Annotated in this window: 16 protein-coding genes; 6 read left to right on the forward strand and 10 right to left on the reverse strand. The window is 72.7% G+C overall.

The window, feature by feature from the left end:
* On the forward strand, window positions 1-1,084 hold a 1,084-nt coding region (locus AE652_RS05375; RefSeq protein WP_159028359.1), incomplete at its 5' end, for an ABC transporter permease.
* Between the two features lie 90 nt (window positions 1,085-1,174).
* On the opposite strand, the gene AE652_RS05380 is transcribed toward AE652_RS05375, so the two are convergent.
* The 5 genes from AE652_RS05380 to AE652_RS05400 form a co-directional block, all read right to left on the reverse strand.
* Window positions 1,175-1,675, reverse strand: a complete 501-nt coding sequence (locus tag AE652_RS05380) for a hypothetical protein (RefSeq protein WP_049649979.1) — start codon at window positions 1,673-1,675, stop codon at window positions 1,175-1,177.
* A gap of 81 nt (window positions 1,676-1,756) precedes the next feature.
* A complete protein-coding gene (locus AE652_RS05385; protein ID WP_159028360.1) occupies window positions 1,757-2,221 on the reverse strand; it encodes a DUF6193 family natural product biosynthesis protein in 465 nt (154 codons plus the stop codon).
* A 157-nt stretch (window positions 2,222-2,378) separates the two neighbouring features.
* Entirely contained in the window at window positions 2,379-3,425 is a 1,047-nt protein-coding gene (locus tag AE652_RS05390) for a JmjC domain-containing protein (protein ID WP_053111972.1), read from the reverse strand.
* A gap of 66 nt (window positions 3,426-3,491) precedes the next feature.
* The gene (locus AE652_RS05395) at window positions 3,492-4,538 is read right to left on the reverse strand and encodes a cytochrome P450 (protein WP_063780064.1); all 1,047 of its coding nucleotides are present in this window, start codon (window positions 4,536-4,538) and stop codon (window positions 3,492-3,494) included.
* A gap of 538 nt (window positions 4,539-5,076) precedes the next feature.
* Complete coding sequence (locus AE652_RS05400) at window positions 5,077-7,356, reverse strand: M9 family metallopeptidase (RefSeq protein WP_053111973.1); 2,280 nt, start codon at window positions 7,354-7,356, stop codon at window positions 5,077-5,079.
* 399 nt (window positions 7,357-7,755) lie between these two features.
* Between AE652_RS05400 and AE652_RS05405 the strand changes: the two genes are divergently transcribed.
* Together AE652_RS05405 and AE652_RS05410 are read left to right on the forward strand one after the other, a co-directional pair.
* Complete coding sequence (locus tag AE652_RS05405; protein ID WP_049649981.1) at window positions 7,756-8,358, forward strand: superoxide dismutase; 603 nt, start codon at window positions 7,756-7,758, stop codon at window positions 8,356-8,358.
* Window positions 8,359-8,624: 266 nt separating this feature from the next.
* On the forward strand, window positions 8,625-9,653 hold the full coding sequence (locus tag AE652_RS05410) for a glycosyltransferase family 2 protein (RefSeq protein WP_049649982.1): 1,029 nt from the start codon (window positions 8,625-8,627) through the stop codon (window positions 9,651-9,653).
* 72 nt (window positions 9,654-9,725) lie between these two features.
* Here AE652_RS05410 and AE652_RS05415 read toward each other — a convergent pair whose 3' ends face one another.
* Window positions 9,726-11,216 (reverse strand): PLP-dependent aminotransferase family protein, encoded by a 1,491-nt coding sequence (locus tag AE652_RS05415; RefSeq protein WP_159028361.1) that lies wholly within the window; start codon window positions 11,214-11,216, stop codon window positions 9,726-9,728.
* A 145-nt stretch (window positions 11,217-11,361) separates the two neighbouring features.
* Here AE652_RS05415 and AE652_RS05420 point away from each other — a divergent pair, with 145 nt between their 5' ends.
* From AE652_RS05420 to AE652_RS05430, 3 genes are all read left to right on the forward strand, one after another.
* The gene (locus AE652_RS05420; RefSeq protein ID WP_049649984.1) at window positions 11,362-12,597 is read left to right on the forward strand and encodes a Tm-1-like ATP-binding domain-containing protein; all 1,236 of its coding nucleotides are present in this window, start codon (window positions 11,362-11,364) and stop codon (window positions 12,595-12,597) included.
* A gap of 54 nt (window positions 12,598-12,651) precedes the next feature.
* The gene (locus tag AE652_RS05425) at window positions 12,652-13,476 is read left to right on the forward strand and encodes a phosphoenolpyruvate hydrolase family protein (RefSeq protein WP_049649985.1); all 825 of its coding nucleotides are present in this window, start codon (window positions 12,652-12,654) and stop codon (window positions 13,474-13,476) included.
* A 223-nt stretch (window positions 13,477-13,699) separates the two neighbouring features.
* Entirely contained in the window at window positions 13,700-14,515 is an 816-nt protein-coding gene (locus AE652_RS05430; RefSeq protein ID WP_049649986.1) for an aminoglycoside 3'-phosphotransferase, read from the forward strand.
* A gap of 105 nt (window positions 14,516-14,620) precedes the next feature.
* On the opposite strand, the gene AE652_RS49425 is transcribed toward AE652_RS05430, so the two are convergent.
* From AE652_RS49425 to tgmB, 4 genes are read right to left on the reverse strand one after another with little or no spacing between them, the layout of a single operon-like run.
* Window positions 14,621-14,866 carry a DUF6087 family protein gene (locus AE652_RS49425; RefSeq protein ID WP_049649987.1) on the reverse strand — a complete coding sequence of 82 codons (246 nt, stop codon included), beginning with the start codon at window positions 14,864-14,866 and terminating at the stop codon, window positions 14,621-14,623.
* Window positions 14,867-14,869: 3 nt separating this feature from the next.
* Complete coding sequence (locus tag AE652_RS05440; RefSeq protein ID WP_049649988.1) at window positions 14,870-15,163, reverse strand: hypothetical protein; 294 nt, start codon at window positions 15,161-15,163, stop codon at window positions 14,870-14,872.
* A complete protein-coding gene (gene tgmC / locus AE652_RS05445; protein ID WP_049649989.1) occupies window positions 15,160-16,293 on the reverse strand; it encodes an ATP-grasp peptide maturase system methyltransferase in 1,134 nt (377 codons plus the stop codon). The genes AE652_RS05440 and tgmC overlap by 4 nt, the downstream gene beginning before the upstream one ends.
* Window positions 16,290-17,243 (reverse strand): ATP-grasp ribosomal peptide maturase, encoded by a 954-nt coding sequence (tgmB, locus tag AE652_RS05450; RefSeq protein WP_049649990.1) that lies wholly within the window; start codon window positions 17,241-17,243, stop codon window positions 16,290-16,292. The genes tgmC and tgmB overlap by 4 nt, the downstream gene beginning before the upstream one ends.
* Window positions 17,244-17,251 lie beyond the last annotated feature (8 nt).

Here is a 17,251-nt window from a genome sequence, read left to right on the forward strand (position 1 = left end):
GCCGCTGCTCTTCTGCGCCCTGCGGTTCGCCGTCTTCGCGGTGGGCATGGGCGGGACGATGAGCTGGGTGCAGGAGGCGAAGACCCGCGACGCGGGGGACGTCGCGGTGCACCCGGTCCGGCCGGACGGCCCGCCCGGAACGGCGCCGGCCAGGCCCGTCCCGGCCGACCGGGCCGTGGTCACCGCCGCACTGGACGCCCAGCCGGGCACCGCCGGGTACCTCGGCAACGGCACCGAGGACGTCACCGTCCCCGGGGTGGCCGGCGCCACCACGGTGACCGCCTTCGACGGCGACTCCTCCTGGGCGGGCTACAAGATGGTCAGCGGCCGCTGGTACCGGGGCCCGGGCGAGGCCGTCGCCCCGTCCACCTTCCTGACCGAGGCCTCCGTCAACCTCGGAGACCAGGTGACCTTCACGACCCACGGCCGGGCCGTCACCGTCCGGATCGTCGGCGAGGTCTTCGACCCGCACGTGCAGACCAATGAACTGCTCACCGACGCCGGCAGCTACCCGCCCGGCACGGCCCCGACCCCCGACTTCTGGTTCGTCAAGCTGAAGCCGGGCACCGACCGCGCCGGTTACGCCGCCGCCCTCACCGCCGCGCTCGCCCCGGCACACATGACCGCCGACACCGGCGGGCCGCACGGCTCCAGCGGCTCGATCGCCGCCCTGAACTCGCTCACCGCCACGCTCACCCTGCTGCTGCTCGTGGTCGCCGGGCTCGGGGTGTTCAACACCGTCGTCCTGGAGATCCGCGAGCGCACCCGGGGCACCGGCGTCGCCAAGGCGCTCGGCATGACCCCGGCCCAGACCGTGGGCGTCGTCCTCGCCTCGGTCCTGCTGACCGGTGCCGTCGGCGGCGCGATCGGCCTGCCGGTGGGGCTGCTGCTGCACAGCCTGACGGTGCCCGCGATGGGACACAGCGCCGGGCTGAACTTCCCGCCCGCCGCGCTGGACGTCTTCGGCACCCCGGCGCTGGTCCTGCTCGGCCTCGGCGGCGTGCCGATCGCCCTGCTCGGCGCGCTGCTCCCGGCCGTACGGGCGGCGCGGGCGCGCACGGTGGACGCGCTGCGGGCGGAGTGACGGCGGGGGCCGTACGGGACCGGACGCCCGGTCCCGTACGGCCCCCGCGGCTCAGGAGGCCCCCGCGCGGCTCAGAAGGCCCCGTGCCGCTCAGGAGGCCCCCGCGTCGTCCGCCTTCTGCTCGGCCGCCCGGACCTGCTCGGCGAACTCGCGCGCGTCGATCCGCTCGACCGAGGCCCCGTGCCGGGCGGCCAGCTCGTCCGCCGGGGCGGGCGAGGACTCCCGGAGCTCCACGGCGAGCAGTGCCCCGCCGTCCGGCACCCGGGGCGAGAGCATGATCAGCCCGGCGCCGCCCTCGCTCGCCTGGTGCTCCTCGGCCGCGTTGCCGAGCGCCGCGCCGGCCGCGAAGCCCAGCAGCACGCCGACCGGCCCGCCGAGCAGCCCGATCAGGCCGCCCAGCACACCCGAGCCGACGGTCGCCACCCCCGCGCCCCGGGTGAAGGTGTCCGCGACCTCCAGCAGCCCGTCGGCGCTGCGCTCCATCGCCGCCACCATCCGCAGGCCCGGCAGGTGCTGCGCCTCGTCGAAGGCCGGGCGCCAGGCGGCGGCGTCGGGGAAGGTCAGCAGGACGACGTTGTGCTGGTCGCTCATCGCGCTCCGATCGGGCCGGGGCCGGAGGTGGCCGGGCTTCCATCGTGACCCCCGGTGCGGGGCGCTGCCACCCCGGCGGCCTCAGCGCGGTTCGTCCGCCGGGTGGTTGAACACCGGCCCGAGGTCCGGCGGGAGGTGTTCGACGAGCAGGGCGACGGCCTCCTCCGGGGTGGCGGGCGTGCCGAGCACCCCGGCGCCGCCCTGGCCGCGGACCTGGTAGCCGCCGCCGTCCAGCGGCACGGCGAACGGCACGCCCGCGGCGGTCCACGGGGACGAGGTCGACAGGCTGAAGTGCAGGTCGTGGTGGCTGGTCCAGGGGAAGAGCCGGCCCAGCCGCGGCTCGGCGCGGGCGGCCTTCAGCAGCCGCACCAGGCCGTCGTGGCAGCTGCCGGGGCCGTGCCCGATGTCCTGCTGGAGCCACTCCCAGGACAGGACGATCCCCTCCCAGCGGGCCTCCACCGCGGCCTCGGGACCGATCGCGCGGGCGGCGGCGACGTCCGGCAGGACGGGCTTGGGCAGGGCGCCCCTCTGATCATCTGATCGCATGGTGAGCAGTCTGCCCCAGCGCTGCCCGGAACGGAGAGGATCGTCGAGTCGGGGCGGCTTCGCCGGTCGAACGTCAGTCAGTCCGAGGCATCCTGTCGGTCGATCAGATCATCTCGGCGGATTCCTCGCACCGGGCTGTCGCTGCCGTCGCCGCAGGCTACCCGGCCGCGCCGCGCAGGCGGCGCCAGGTGCGGCCGACGGAGGCGAGCCCGGGGCGGCCGTCGGCGGGGGTGGCGGACTCCCAGGTGCGGGCGGCCTCGGTGAGGGTTTCCGCGGGTTCGGCCGGGGCTGCCGGGGCGTGGGGGGTACCGGTCCGGGCGGCGCGGGCGGCGCGCAGGAGGTCCTCCGGTCCGAGCGCGTCGAGCCTCGTCCGGGCGTGGGCGAGCAGGGCGGCGCAGGCGTCGGTGATCGCGGGCTCGCCGAGCGGGCGGGCCGGCAGGCCGAGGCCTTCGGCCAACTGCCCTTCCAGGGCGGTGCGCAGGTCCTGGACGGAGAGGTCGCGGACGGTCAGCGACAGGTGGGCGGACAGGCCCCCGGCGCCGACCGCGCGGTGGGCGAAGCCGCGCGGGATGTAGAGCACGCCGCCGGGTTCCAGGACGCCGTGCAGGCGCAGCGGGGAGCGCTCGTCCTCGGGGAGTTCGCCGAGCCGCCAGTCCGCCGTCGTCGGCGCGTCGTGCACGTACCAGGTCTTGCGTCCGGCGGCCTGGAGGACGAACACGTCGGCGTCGTCGCGGTGCACGGCGAGGCCCTGGGCGCCGGCCGGGGTGACGAAGAAGAACGCCTCCACCCGCCGGTCGAGTTCCTCGGAGAGCCGCGCCACCAGTTCGCCGGTCGGGCGGTGCCACTGGTCGACGCAGCGCAGCAGCAGGGTCGCCCCGCGGCGCAGCTGGGCGAGCACCTTCGCGCGGTCCGCGAAGCCGTGGTGCGCCGTGCCGTTGACGGTGCGCGAGGTGGTGAAGGCCTCCGGCGGGATGGTCACCTTGTCGGAGCGGACCATCTCCAGGTAGGGCGTGCGCAGCAGCCCGCCGTCGAAGGCGGCGTCGAGTTCGTCGAGGTCGAACGGCGAGGCGGGCGAGGCGGGCGAGGCGGGCGAGGCGGGCGCCTCCGGGGCCTTCCGGGGGAAGAGCGCGGGCTCGCGCTGCCACTGGCGGCCGGTGAAGCCGTCGACGTCGCCGACCCAGTCGGCCAGTGTGGGCGATTCCATGGTGTGTCCCGTGGTGTCAGGGGTCTTCCGGGGCGGCGGGGGTGTTCCGGAGGCGGCGCCGGGGCGTCAGGCCCGGACCCGCGCCTCGAACCGTACGGCGAGCAGCGAGCGCAGCGGCACCTGCGCGTCCTGCCGCGGGCTGTGGACGACCAGCCGGTTGTCCACAGCCGCGGTCAGCAGCTGCTCGGCCAGCGGCACGATCAGGTGCTTGGCCCAGCAGCGGGCGCCGTCGAAGCCGAAGGGCATGAACCCGGGTGTCTTCTCCGGGTCCGCGACGCCGTCCCAGCGCTCGGGGCGGAAGTCCAGCGGGTCGGACCAGTAGTCGGGGTGGCGGTGCATCAGCAGCGGGAAGAGCGCGACGTCGTCCTCGGGCCGGATCTCGGGGTGGAGTTCGGTGTAGGCCGCGCCGCCGTTGCGGTAGAGCATCCAGGCGGGCGGGAGCAGGCGCAGGGTCTCCCAGAGGACGTCGGTGAGCTTGGCGCGGTGCTCCGGCAGGTCCCGTTCCGGACCCATGAGCCACAGGGCGTTGCCGGCCAGGGCGGCCACGCCGTCGCAGAGGGTGGCCGTCGCCCGCCGGTACATCGCGATGGCCTGCTTGCGTTCCAGCGTCTCGTCGGCGCCGCGGATCAGTCCGGCCAGTTCGGTGCCCCCGTCCTGGTCGGCGGAGCCGGGCCAGGCGGTGACGGCGCGGTCGACGAGCCGGGAGAGGGTGTCGGAGCGGGTGACGCCGCGCTTCGACAGCAGGGAGACCGGCAGCGGGTCGTCGGAGAACAGCCAGCGGCGCAGGTAGGAGGTGCCCGCGTAGGGCCAGGAGCCGGCCATGCCGCGCGCCGGGGGCGGCGGCTTGCGGATGCCCGCCATGGCGTCCTGCCCCAGTGCGCGGATGGTGCGCGTCGCGCTGTCGTGGGGGATGTCGGAGCCGGCGGCGGGCTTGTAGACGGATCGCTCGGTGGAAAGGACGGGGCGGGCCGCGACGATTTCGGCCATCAGCCGGGAGTCCGAGACGCCGACCTTCGACGGGTCGATCCGGAACACCTTCTCGTCCCTGGCCAGCAGCTCCTGAATCCTCGGGGCGAACACGAGGGAACGGCTGCGCGCGGTTGCCGTCGCCATTTCTTCCACGGGAATCCGGCCTCCAATGCGAAATGGCAGGTCAGTGTGTTCGGCGTGGCGCGCGGAGGAATCCCGGACGCGCCGTGGCGCCGGCGGGGGCACGGCCGACCCGGCCCCCGCCAGCGGCTGGACACGTTAGATAACGTGCAGCACCCACGCGTGGTTCGCGAGGTCGTCGTTCTTCTTGAACTTCTTGACGAGCGCCTTGACCATCTTCATGACTAACTCTCCATTCCGGGGATTGGCGGGTGTGGCGAGAATGCCGCACCCGAGCCGTCAGAGATATTCGGCATTCCGTTGCCGGAGGCCGAACCGGTTGATCTGTTCATGGACACTAACCGAAACTTCGCCGCCCGGACACCCCCTCGGCAGAGGAATATGCGATCTCTTACGGGCCGTTGACGGCCTATTCGATGGCCGAATCGTTATAACCCCTGGATATCCCTGGGCGGGGGGTCGGAACGGGAAAGCGAAAGGGCCCCGCGAAGTCGCGGGGCCCTGCTGCCTGCGGCAGTCGGTCGGTCGTGGGGCGTCGGTGTCAGTTGTAGGTCGTGGTGACCGTGACGCCGCCGAAGCCCTGCTGGGCGTAGAGGCTGAAGAAGACGTAGCCGGCCGGCGGGTTGGTGATGGTCAGGGTCTCACCGTTGCCGCCGGTGGCGGACTTGGCCGTGGAGGAGGCGGTGGTGGCCCAGGAGCCGGCGTTGTAGTAGAGGTCGGCGTTGCCGGTGCCCCCGCTGGTGGTGATGGTCAGCTGCTTCACGCCGGCCGGCAGGTTCAGGAAGCTGTAGCTGTAGTTCCCGGTGGTGGCGGCGACGTTGTCGCGGCGGCAGTTCTTGTCGTACTGCCGGGCGTCGGTGGCGGTGCAGAGCGGGGCCTTGGGCTGCTCGGTGGTGGGCAGCGAGCCGCAGTTGTCGGCGGCGCAGGCCTTGAGCCAGGTGGCGAAGTCGGCGTCGTACGCGGTGCCGATGGTGGTCTTCAGCAGCGTGCGGGCGCCGTTCCAGTCACCGGCGCGGTACTTGGCGAGCAGCGCGTCGACGTCCTGCGGGTGCGACTGGAGCATGTAGCGGACGGCCAGGTAGCCCCAGTTGTAGATCCGGGTGGAGTCCGCGTTGTCGTAGGTGGTGTCGAACAGGGTGCTCAGCGCGTAGGTGCCCTTGCCGGCCTGGGCGACCGCGTCGTCGTAGTGGGCGCCGCGGTAGCTGTAGGAGACGTACTCGGCGAGGCCCTCGACCCACCAGATGGTCGGGGTGGTCATGCCGGCCTCGAAGTCGCCGTACATGTCGTAGCGGCCGTCGAGGTAGTGGGTGTACTCGTGGTTGAGGTTCCAGATCTGGAACTGGGGGCGCAGCCAGGAGGCCTCGTGGGCGATGAAGCGGGCCTGGTTGCCGACAGTGGCCGGGTTGCCCTCCTCGTACATGCCGCCGTTGTCGACGTCGATCTTGTACATCTCCCAGGCGTACAGGCTGTAGTTGTAGTAGTCGTCGAAGACGACGACCTCGAGGTTGGTGTTGTTGTCGTTCGGGACCGGGCCGTTGTCCTTGACCACCTTGTGGAAGAACGCGTCCTGGTTGACCAGGCTGGTGCAGGTGTCGGCGAGCTGCTGCGCGGTCATGTCCTGGGCGCGGATGCGCAGGTTGGCGTTGCAGGTGTGGTCGACGGTGAGCACCAGCGGCACGAGCTTGGCCGGGACGTCACAGGTGCCGTAGTAGGAGCAGTTGCCGGCGTCCTTCTTCTCCGTGAACCAGAGCAGGTTCATGGTGAGCGGACCGGTGTTGCCGACCAGCGGGTAGCGGTTGATCAGGTCCTTGACGATCGGCCGGCCCTGGGCGCGCAGCGCGTCGTTGGCGACCAGGTTGCCGAGCTGGATGCCGATCTTGGTGACGGTGTCGCCGCCGTTGAGCTGGCCGCTGTTGCGGGTGACGAAGGACGACACGGTGGTCGCGAAGGCCGGGTCGGCCTGGAGGGCGGAGACGAACTCCGGCAGGTCGAAGCCGCGCTCGATGACGGTCTCGGTGTTGGCGACGGCGGTGGCCATCGTGGCGGGCCAGCTGCCGGTGTAGTCGTTCAGCAGCCGCTTGACGACGCCGGTGTAGCGGGCGTTCTCCTGGGCGCTGTCGATCAGGGTGACGGCCTCGGCGAGGGTGGCACCGTTGGCGTCGGTGGCGTCCTTGCTGTGCGGGGCGGCGTAGAAGGCGTCCAGCGCACCGCGGATGGCGGTCTGGAGGCCGGTGCCGTACGGGCCCACGACGTCCTTGTTGTACCACTGCACGTAGTAGCCGGCCCGCAGGAAGAGCACCAGCTGCCCGGCGGAGGTGGAGTTGTCGCCGGGGTAGGTGGCGGCGGTGTCGCGCAGGGCGTTGGCGACGGTGACCATCTGGGCCTCGTTGAAGGCGCCCTTGGCGTCGTTGCCGGTCAGCGTGAACAGGGTGTTGACGCAGTCGAGCCCGGCCCCCTTGACCTGCTGGACCAGCGCGGCACCGGACTTGCCGGTGAAGGCGGAGACGTCGCAGGCGGCGGCGGTGAGCGCCCGTGCCGACCTGGCGGCGCCGACGGTGCTGCCCGCCGTCGGGGCGGTGGCCTTGGCCTGCGGGTCCGAGACCAGCGGACGGGCGTCCTTGGGGGTGTCGGGGGACTTGGGCACCGGGATCGTGCGCGGTGCGGCGGTCTGGCCGGCCGAGGTGGCGGGCTGACCGGCCGGGGCGGCCGCGGGGGCGGCGGCCTGCGCCGCGGGTGCGAACAGGCCGAGCGAGAGGAGGAGGGCGGTGCCGAGCGCAGGGAGTCTGCGCGCGCCGTCCTTCGCTATCGAGGAGGGACGCATCTGTGGGGGCCTCCGGGGCCGTTGAGGGTGGGGGTGGCCGCGCTGCGTGGGGCGCACGGGCCTTGCTGTGTGACATGTAAAATGGCACAACGGCGAACACGGAGGGAAGCCCCGGGAACGGATTGCCGGTCTACGAGACCGAAACGTTGCCGGAGGGGCGCCGGTGCGGCGGAGTGACGGGCCGCCGGGGTGACGGGGCGTACGGGCCGGGCAGGTCGGCCGGGTCGGGCGGGCGGGGCGAGTCGGCTGGGCCGGACGGGTGGTCAGCGGCGGTCGTTGTGCCCGACGGGACGTGCGGGAATAAGCAGGAGCCCATGCTTCGTTCTTGCAACTGATACGCAATAGTGTTGTCCCGGCACGATCACCACCGTTCAACCCGCCGAAAGGGGCCGTGTCCTGATGGGCACCTACACGCTTCCCGACCTGCCGTACGACTACTCCGCGCTGGAGCGGGCGATGTCGGCCGAGATCCTGGAGCTGCACCACTCCAAGCACCACGCCGCGTACGTCAAGGGCGCCAACGACACCCTGGACCAGCTGGCCGAGGCCCGCGACAAGGAGCAGTTCGGCGGCCTGGTCGGCCTGCAGAAGACCTTCGCGTTCCACCTGTCGGGCCACGTGCTGCACTCGCTGTTCTGGCAGAACCTCTCGCCCGAGGGCGGCGACCGCCCCGAGGGCGAGCTGGCCGACGCCATCACCGAGCACTTCGGCAGCTTCGACGCCTTCAAGAAGCAGCTCACCACCGCCACCACCGGCGTGCAGGGCTCCGGCTGGGGCATCCTGTCCTGGGAGCCGCTCGGCCAGCGCCTGATCGTCGAGCAGGTCTACGACCACCACGGCAACGTCGGCCAGGGCACCACCCCGCTGCTGGCCTTCGACGCCTGGGAGCACGCCTACTACCTGCAGTACCGCAACGTCCGCCCGGACTACGTCACCCGCCTGTGGGACGTCGTCAACTGGCAGGACGTCTCGGACCGCTTCGCGGCCGTCAAGAGCGCCTGACCCGGTTCGGGTGACGGAGGGCCCCGGACCGGTCGGGCGGTCCGGGGCCCTCCCCTTGCGCCCCAAGGGGCGTCCCGCGCGGGCGGGTTGACGCCGGGCGCGGCCGACGCCCCGGCGGACCGGTGATTGCACCGTTCCGCTCGCTCGATTCAACCCGGCGTTCGCCCGCGGGCCGCATACGGTCCGTATGCTCGGGCCACTGTCGGTGACCGGCGGTCGACGGCCGCCCGGCCCGTCCGCTCGTGTCCTGAGCGAAAGGCCGTGCGATGGCCCCACGTCTCTCCCTCGTCGTCCCGATCTACAACGTCGAGCGCTACCTCGGGGAGTGCCTGGACTCGATCGCGGCCCAGACGTTCGAGGACTTCGAGTGCGTCCTGGTCGACGACGGCTCGACCGACGACGGCCCCGTCATCGCCGAGGAGTACACCGAGCGGGACGGGCGCTTCCGACTGGTCCGGCAGCGGAACCAGGGCCTCGGCGCCGCCCGCAACACCGGCTGGCGCCACCTCACCCCCGGCACCGAGTACCTGGCCTTCGTCGACAGCGACGACATCGTGCCGCCGCACGCCTACCAGCTGATGATCAACACCCTCGACGGGACCGGCTCCGACTTCGCCGCCGGCAACGCCCTGCGGCTGCGCACCTCCGGCCTCAGCCCCTCGCACGCCCACCGCCGCCCGTTCCACGAGACCCGGCTGCGCACCCACATCGGCGAGACCCCCGCCCTCGTCACCGACCGCACCGCCTGGAACAAGGTCTACCGGCGCTCCTTCTTCGACGGCGCCGGCCTGACGTACCCCGAGGGCATCCTGTACGAGGACGCCCCGGTCAGCGTGCCCCACCACTTCCTCGCCGCACGCGTCGACGTGCTCGCCGACCCGGTCTACCACTGGCGGGTGCGCGAGGACGGCGACCTCTCCATCACCCAGAAGAAGACCGACCCGCGCGGTGTCGTCGACCGGGTCCGCTCGATGGAACTCGTCCGCGAATGGCTGCTCGCCCGCCCCGAACCCGCCTTCGCCGAGCACCTGCGCGCCTACGACCGCAACTGCCTGGTCGAGGAGATCCCGATGTTCTTCTGGACCGTCCCGGACGGCGACCGCGCCTACCGCGCCGCCTACCAGCAGCACGTCGCCCGGCTCCTCCACGCCATCGGCCCCGAGGCCCAGGCCGGCCTCAGCCCCCAGCTCCGCCTCAAGTACCGGCTCACCCAGGCCGACTCCATGCCCGCCTTCGTCGCCGTCCAGCGCGCCCACCGCCTCGCCCGCCGCACCCGCCAGGCCCTCCGCCGCTGAGCCGGGGGCGTTGGTCGGCGGGTCGGGCGGTTCAGCGGTTCAGCGGTACGGCGGTTCCGCGGGTACGGCGGTTCAGCGGACGGGACCGGCGCGGTCGGCGCTGTGCAGGAGGACGGGCAGGGCGGCGGCCAACCGGTCGTATTGGTCGAGCGGGTCGAGCGGGTCGTGCCGGGCGGCGAACGGCAGCCGCAGGCGGCTGCGGAAGCCGTCGACGGCGGAGAAGGCGGGCCCGGGCACCACCAGCACCCCGGCCCGGCGGGCCAGTTGGGCGGTGGCCTCGGCGTCGGTGCCGGGGAGCTCGACCCACAGCGCGGAGCCGCCGGCCGGCCGCTCCCAACGCCAGTGCGGCGCCTGCGCGGTGAGCAGCCGCTCGGCCGCGGCGAGGCGCTCACGCAGCTGCGCGCGGCGCCGGGCCCGCGCCTCCGGCAGTCCCTGGAGCAGCCGCACCGCGAGCAGCTGCTCCACCACCGGGCAGGAGAGGTCGACGGACTTGCGGAGCTCGGCCAGGCGGTGGATGACCGGGCGGGAGGCGCGGATCCAGCCCAGCCGCAGGCCGCCCCAGTAGAGCTTGGAGAGGGTGCCGATGGTCGCGGTCGTGCCGTCCGGCAGCTGTGCGGCGAGCGGGGGCGGCGCGCCGTCCTCGGACAGGGACAGCTCCGCGTACGCGTTGTCCTCGACGGTGTACAGGCCGCGCTCGGCCAGGACGGCGGCCCAGGCCCGTCGGGTCGGCCCGCTCATGGCGCGCCCGGTCGGGTTGTGCACGGCCGGCTGGAGGTACACCAGGCGCGGGCGGATCCGGCCGGTCAGCCGGGCCAGGGCGGCGGGCCCGTCGTCGTGCGCGTCATGCACGTCGGTTCGGGAGCCCGTTCGGGAGCCGGAACGGAAGCCGTACGCGGGCAGCGGCACCAGGCGTGCGCCCCGGGCGCGCAGCGCCTCCAGGGCGCCCCGGTAGGTCGGGTCCTCGACGACCACGGTGTCGCCCGGCTCGACCAGCCCCTGGGTGATCAGCCAGAGCGCCTGCTGGGACCCGGCCGTGACCAGGATCTGGTCCGGCGAGGTCGGCAGGCCGGCCGCGCGGTACTGCTCGGCCAGCAGCTCGCGCAGCCGCGGCAGCCCGTACGGGAGGTAGCCGTCACCGGCGAGTGCGGCGGCGAGGTCCCGGCCGGACAGCGAGTCGAGGGCGTCCGCCACGGCGGGCAGGCCCTCCAGCGCCCCGCTGGAGAGGTCGACGACGCCGTCCCGGGTGCCGAAACTGGCGAGCCGCCCCTCGCCGACGGGCTCGCCGACCGCCCCCGAGGCGCGCAGCCGCGAGCCGCTGCCGTGCCGGCTCTCCAACCGCCCCTCCGCCTCCAGCAGTCCGTACGCGGAGGTGACGGTGGAGCGGCTGACCCCGAGGGCCGAGGCCAGCGCCCGCTGCGAGGGCAGCGCGGTGCTGGGGGCCACGTCGCCGCGCTCGGCCAGCTCGCGCAGCGCGTCCGCGAGCAGCCGCGGCAGGGCCCCCGGGCCGTCGGCGGCCCAGCCGGTGAGCAGGCGCGACAGGCGGGTGGCGGGGATCCGGTCCATGCCGTCCATGATGCCCCGGTGGCCCCGGCCGCCATCCGGCCCGGTGACCGGGGCCGACGGCAGGCCACTTGCCCGCAAGTGGTCTTGGCCGCCGTCCCGGCCCCGCCGGATGATCGGGGAACCGTCCGTTCAAAGGAGCAGGGACATGGCGACCGTCGTACTGGTCGGGACACTGGACACCAAGGGCGCGGAGTACGCGTGGCTCGCCGAGCGGCTGCGGGAGGACGGCTGCGAGGTGGTCATGGTCGACGCCGGCGTGCTGCCGCCGCCCCCCGGCACGCCCGCCGCCGACCTCGGCCCGGAGGAGGTCGCCCGGGCCGCCGGGCACGACCTGGCGGCGCTGCGCTCCGCGGGCGACCGCGGGGCGGCCGTGACGGCGATGGCTCATGGCGTCGAGCGGCTGGTCGGCGAGCTGTACCGGTCGGGCCGGCTGCACGCCGTCCTGGCGGTGGCGGGCAGCGGCGGGTCGTCCATCGCGGCCCGCGCGATGCAGGCGCTGCCGGTCGGCGTGCCCAAGCTGCTGGTGTCCACCATGGCGGGCGGGGACGTGGCACCGTACGTGGGCAGCAGCGACGTCACTCTGATGTACAGCGTGGTGGACGTCGCGGGCATCAACTCGGTGTCCTCGCTGATCCTCGGGAACGCGGCGGCGGCCGCCGTGGGCATGGCCGTCCGGCACGAGCGGGTGCTGGCCGCCCCGCGTCCGCACGGCCGCCCGCTGGTCGGCGCCAGCATGTTCGGCGTGACCACGCCCGCGGTCGACGCCGCCCGCGAGCGCCTGGACGAACTCGGCTACGAGGTCCTGGTGTTCCACGCCACCGGGGCCGGCGGCCGGGCGCTGGAGAAGCTGGCCGCGGGCGGCTTCCTGGCCGGCGTCCTGGACCTGACCACCACCGAACTCGCGGACGAACTGGTCGGCGGCGTGCTCAGTGCCGGGCCCGACCGGCTGACCGCGGCCGGGCGGGCCGGCATCCCCCAGGTGGTCGCGCCGGGCGCGCTGGACATGGTCAACTTCGGCCCCCGGGAGACCGTTCCGGAGCGCTTCGCCGAGCGCCGGCTGCTGGTCCACAACCCCACCGTGACCCTGATGCGCACCACCGCCGAGGAGATGTCCGCCGTCGGCGCCGACCTCGGGCACAAGCTCAACGCGGCGCGCGGCCCGGTGACGGTGCTCTGGCCGCTCGGCGGGGTGTCCGCCGTGGACGCGCCGGGCGGGCCGTTCCACGACCCGGCCGCCGACCGGGCCGGCCTGGCGGCGCTGCGCTCGGCGCTGGCCGGCGGCCCGGTCGAACTGCGCGAGCTGGACGCCCACCTGAACGACCCGGCCTTCGCCGTCGCGGCCGCCGACCGGTTGCACCAGCTGATCACCGCGCACGCCTGACCCGTTGCCGTTATCCCCCCACCGAACGACACCCACCGAACGAGGAGCCCACCCGTGAACCGCACCGAAGCCCTGGCCCGCCTGACCGCGCAGATCGCCGTCGGGAAGCCGGTCATCGGCGCCGGCGCCGGCACCGGCCTGTCCGCCAAGTGCGCGGAGGCCGGCGGCGTCGACCTGCTGATCATCTACAACTCGGGCCGCTACCGGATGGCCGGCCGCGGCTCGCTGGCGGGCCTGATGCCGTACGGAGACGCCAACGCCATCGTGCTGGAGATGGCGGGGGAGGTCCTGCCGGTGGTCCGCGAGGTGCCGGTGCTCGCCGGGGTGTGCGGCACCGACCCGTTCCGGATCATGGGCAACTTCCTGGACCAGCTGAAGGCCGTCGGCTTCACCGGGGTGCAGAACTTCCCCACGGTCGGACTGATCGACGGCACGTTCCGGGCGAACCTGGAGGAGACCGGGATGGGCTTCGGCCTGGAGGTCGACATGATCCGCCAGGCCCACGAGCGCGAACTGCTCACCGCCCCCTACGTGTTCGACCCGGAGCAGGCCGCCGACATGGCCCGGGCCGGCGCGGACGTGCTCGTCCCGCACGTCGGGCTCACCACCAAGGGCTCCATCGGCGCGGCCACCGCGCTCACCCTCGACCAGGCGGCGGCGGCCGTACAGGAGATGCACGACGCCGCGAAGCGGGTCAACCCGGAGATCATCGTGCTCTGCCACGGCGGCCCGATCGCCGAACCCGAGGACGCCCGCTACGTGCTGGAGCACACCACCGGGATCGCCGGGTTCTTCGGCGCCTCCTCGATGGAACGGCTGCCCACCGAACGCGCCATCACGGAGCAGGCCCGCGCGTTCAAGTCCCTGCCGCTCGGCTGAGACCGGCGGGCGGTGGCCGGACGGCGGCGTACCCGGGAACGGGAGCGCCGCCGCCCCGCCCTCCCGGCGGCGGGAGATCCCGGTGCCGGCGCGGTCCGCGTCCCGACCGACGACCGGTCGGTCGAGGACCTCGCCCAGGACATCCTCCGGGCCGCCGCCTGGTAGCGGCGGAACCCCGCAAAACGGTTGGCAGGCTGCCACCCGCCCCGGTGAGAATGGGCGGATGATCGCCGCCGCGCCCCAGGGCCCCGTCCAGCCGCCACCCGTCGTCACCGAGCTCGCGGCCGGACGGCCGGTACGGGCCGTCTGGGAGAACGAACTCGGCGGACTGACCTTCCAGCTCGGCCACGGCGACACCCGGCAGTTCGTGAAGTGGACGCCGGCCGGCAGCGGCAGCGGCATCGGCATCGACCTCGCGGCGGAGGCGGTCCGCCTGCGTTGGGCGGCGAGGTTCGCCGTGGTGCCACCGGTCATCGGCGAGGGCGCCGACGAAACCGGATCCTGGCTCGTCACCCAGGGCCTGCCCGGCCGGTCGGCCGTGGACGACCACTGGAAGCGCGACCCCGCCACCGCCGTCCACGCCATCGGCGCCGGCCTGCGGGCGCTCCACGACGCACTGCCCGTCGCGGACTGCCCCTTCGACTGGTCCGCCGAAACACGCCTGACGAACGCCCGGGCCAAGGCGGAAGCGGGCCGCACCGACCCGGCCGACTGGCCGGAGGAACTGCGCCACCACGGCACCGTCGAACGCGCCCTGGCCACCCTCGCCGACATCCCCCCGATCGACCACCTCGTCGTCTGCCACGGCGACGCCTGCGCCCCCAACACCCTGATCGGCGACGACGGCACCCACACCGGCCACGTCGACCTCGGCACCCTCGGCCTCGCCGACCGCTGGGCCGACCTCGCCATCGCCACCTGGAGCACCCAGTGGAACTATGGCCCGGGCTGGGAGCAGCCGCTGCTCGACGCCTACGGCATCGCGCCCGACCCGGAGCGGACCGCCTACTACCGGCTGCTCTGGGAACTGACGGACTGAGCCCCGCATCGGCCAGGAGGTAGCCGCTGCGATTCTCGACCAACCGGGGCCTGGCGAGTTCCCCTGCCGCATCCGCGTATGAGCGATAGACCGTGCTTCATTCCCCTAGAGCATCTTCCCGTCGCCCCGGATGCCGTGCACGATGCGCTGGGCGGCGGGGTAGTCGTCGGCAACGGTCTCAGGAACCCACTCCGCGCCATCCCATCGAAGGATCAGACGAGGTTCGGACGGGTCGACGTGAGAGGCGGCTTGTCGGCCGTCCAGTCGGACCGCCTTCAAATCGCCGGCTGGACGGCGAAGAGCGTCCCGGCAGGCAGCCCACAATTCCAGCGGCTCATTCGAGTCTTCCATCAGTCACTCCAGTGCTGAGGTGCGCTCGTCCAGTTCCGCTACCCCGGGCACGCCGCGGAGGCGGTAGAGGTGGGCCCGCCTGTCGTTGACGGCGTCCTGGCGGAGGTGGACGGTGCTGAGGGCGGTGTCCTCGCCCCGGCCGACCCGGACCTTGTCGTCCGATGTGAGCCGCGCACGCCACAGAACGGCGACGGGGTCGGGCAGACCCGCCGTCGCGAGCGCGTACGCGCTGGAGGCGGCCACGAATCCCCGGCGATCCACCACGGCCCTCCGGCTCAGCTCGATGACGGAATTCACGACCGGGCTGTCGCCCAGCTGATGCTCTGTTCCCGCGGCGTCACCGTGACCTCGAAGCGCTCGAGCGGCGGCGCGCCGTCCGCGTGCCACTGCTGGACATGCCTCTCGACGTCGTCCCACAGCCGGTCCGGGCCTTCCTGGCGTACCGTCCAGCCGTCCGCCGCCCGCGACAACAAGGCCCAGGAGCCGGCCTCGACATCGACCAGGAGGTGTTCGTCCCGGCCCTCGCGGTGCAGCACGATCTTCTGGGCTTGCGGCGCGGCGAGCTGGGCGACGAAGCGGGCCGTCCAGTCTTCCAGGATCTCCGGTCCGTAGATGGCTCCCCGGCAGTCACCGGAATCCACATCGGGCAGCAATCCAAGGGGTGGCGGCTGATGGGGCCGGGCGAACATGAACGAGATCCCGCCCCCGAGGAACCGGCCGACCGCTGTCCCGTCGGCCTGGACAGTGAGCCGGGCCAGCTCCGAGGAGTGAATCCAGCCACCCACAGTTGCCAGGATCACACCGCCGGGTTTGATCTGCTCGATCCACTGTGCCGGGATGGTGCGTACTTCGCACGTTGCGATCAAGCGGTCGTACGGCGCACCTTCGGGGTGGCCCGCGAGCCCGTCGCCGACGACGAGGTTCGGCCAGTAGCCGAGGCCCCCGAGAGCCGCGCCGGCCCGCGCGGAGACGTCCGGATCGACCTCGATGGAGGTCACCTGCTCATCACCGAGGAGGTGCGTCAGTAGGGCGGTGGAGTAGCCGGTTCCGGTGCCGATCTCCAGGACCGACATGTCTTCCGACACCTGGAGGTCCTCAAGCATGCGGACCACGAGACCCGGCATGGTGGAGGAGGACGTGGGGGCCTGGAGCAGACGCCCGTCCAACTGGAACGGAAAGATCACACCGCCGAGTTGAGTCACCAGGCTGTCGTCCTCGTACACGCGCCGGATCAGTTCCGGCTCGTCGGCGAGCGAAGCGGCTCGATACCAGCCGCCACCGTCATGCTCGAACCACCCGCCCGCGAGGAACGCTTCACGTGGGACGGACAGCATCGCCGCCTCCCATTCGGGGCTGCGGATCACTTCCTCATCCTTGAGCTGGGCGACGAGCTTCGCCCGCAGGACTTCGGACGGCATGTCGATCATGCGCTCTCTCCATTTTCCAGAAGGTCGGCAATCGCGGTCGTGATCGGCAGCTGGGCCGCGTGCTCAAGCCATGCCCACTGGCCGTTGGGGTTGCATTCCAGGAACCACCACTCGCCATCGGCGGTCACCGCGAAGTCGAACGCGCCGAACTTCAGGCCGAATTCGCTGAGGAAGAGCAACAGAGCCGAACGGACCGAGTCCGGGCACCCGATCGCCTCATAGGTGAGGTAACGGTATGCGCTGCGCCAGTCCACCACGCCCTCCGGGGCCCTGATCAGCGAGCAGAACACCTGATCGCCCACCACTACCGCCCTGACGTCGAAGACCTTGGGCACCTGTTCCTGGAAGAGGTGGGTGCAGCCGGTCACCTGATTGTCGATGTCCACAGGGTCGACCACTGCCGCCCAGATGCCCGCAGGTTCACCGCCGACATGGTACGGGGCGGCATGGAGGGGCTTGTAGATCGTAGGCCGACCGGACGTGAACGACCTTGCCACGGCAGGATCGTTGGTGATCAAGGTTTCAGGTACAGGGAGACCGAACCGTGCTGCGACGCTGAGTTGTTCGGGTTTGTACTCGGCTCGGGCGATGGCCTGTGGATGACTCAGGTAGAGGCAGTCGGGCAGTGCCGCGAGCACACCGCCCAGGCCTCGACGCGTCTCGTGCGCCGAGAAGCGGTCGGCCTGGTCTTCGGTGGCGGGAAGATGAGGGCTCGGCCGGCGGTGGTAGAGCGCGCGCACCTTGCCGAGTTCGGCCGCTCGGTCGCCGACGCGGAGCGCCCCCGTCAGCCCGTCGGCGCCGAATCGAGCCGCGAGGGTGACGATTCCGGGGAGATCCTTTCCGGGGTCGAGTCGCAGAACGGGCACCCGGCGCCGGTTCAGCTCCGCGATGACGAGATCGGCCGTCGGGTCCTCGTGCTCGGTGGAAACGAGCACCGGGTGTCCGTTCATGGTCCTCC

Source organism: Kitasatospora sp. MY 5-36, from assembly GCF_001182915.1.
Classification (GTDB): Bacteria; Actinomycetota; Actinomycetes; order Streptomycetales; family Streptomycetaceae; genus Kitasatospora.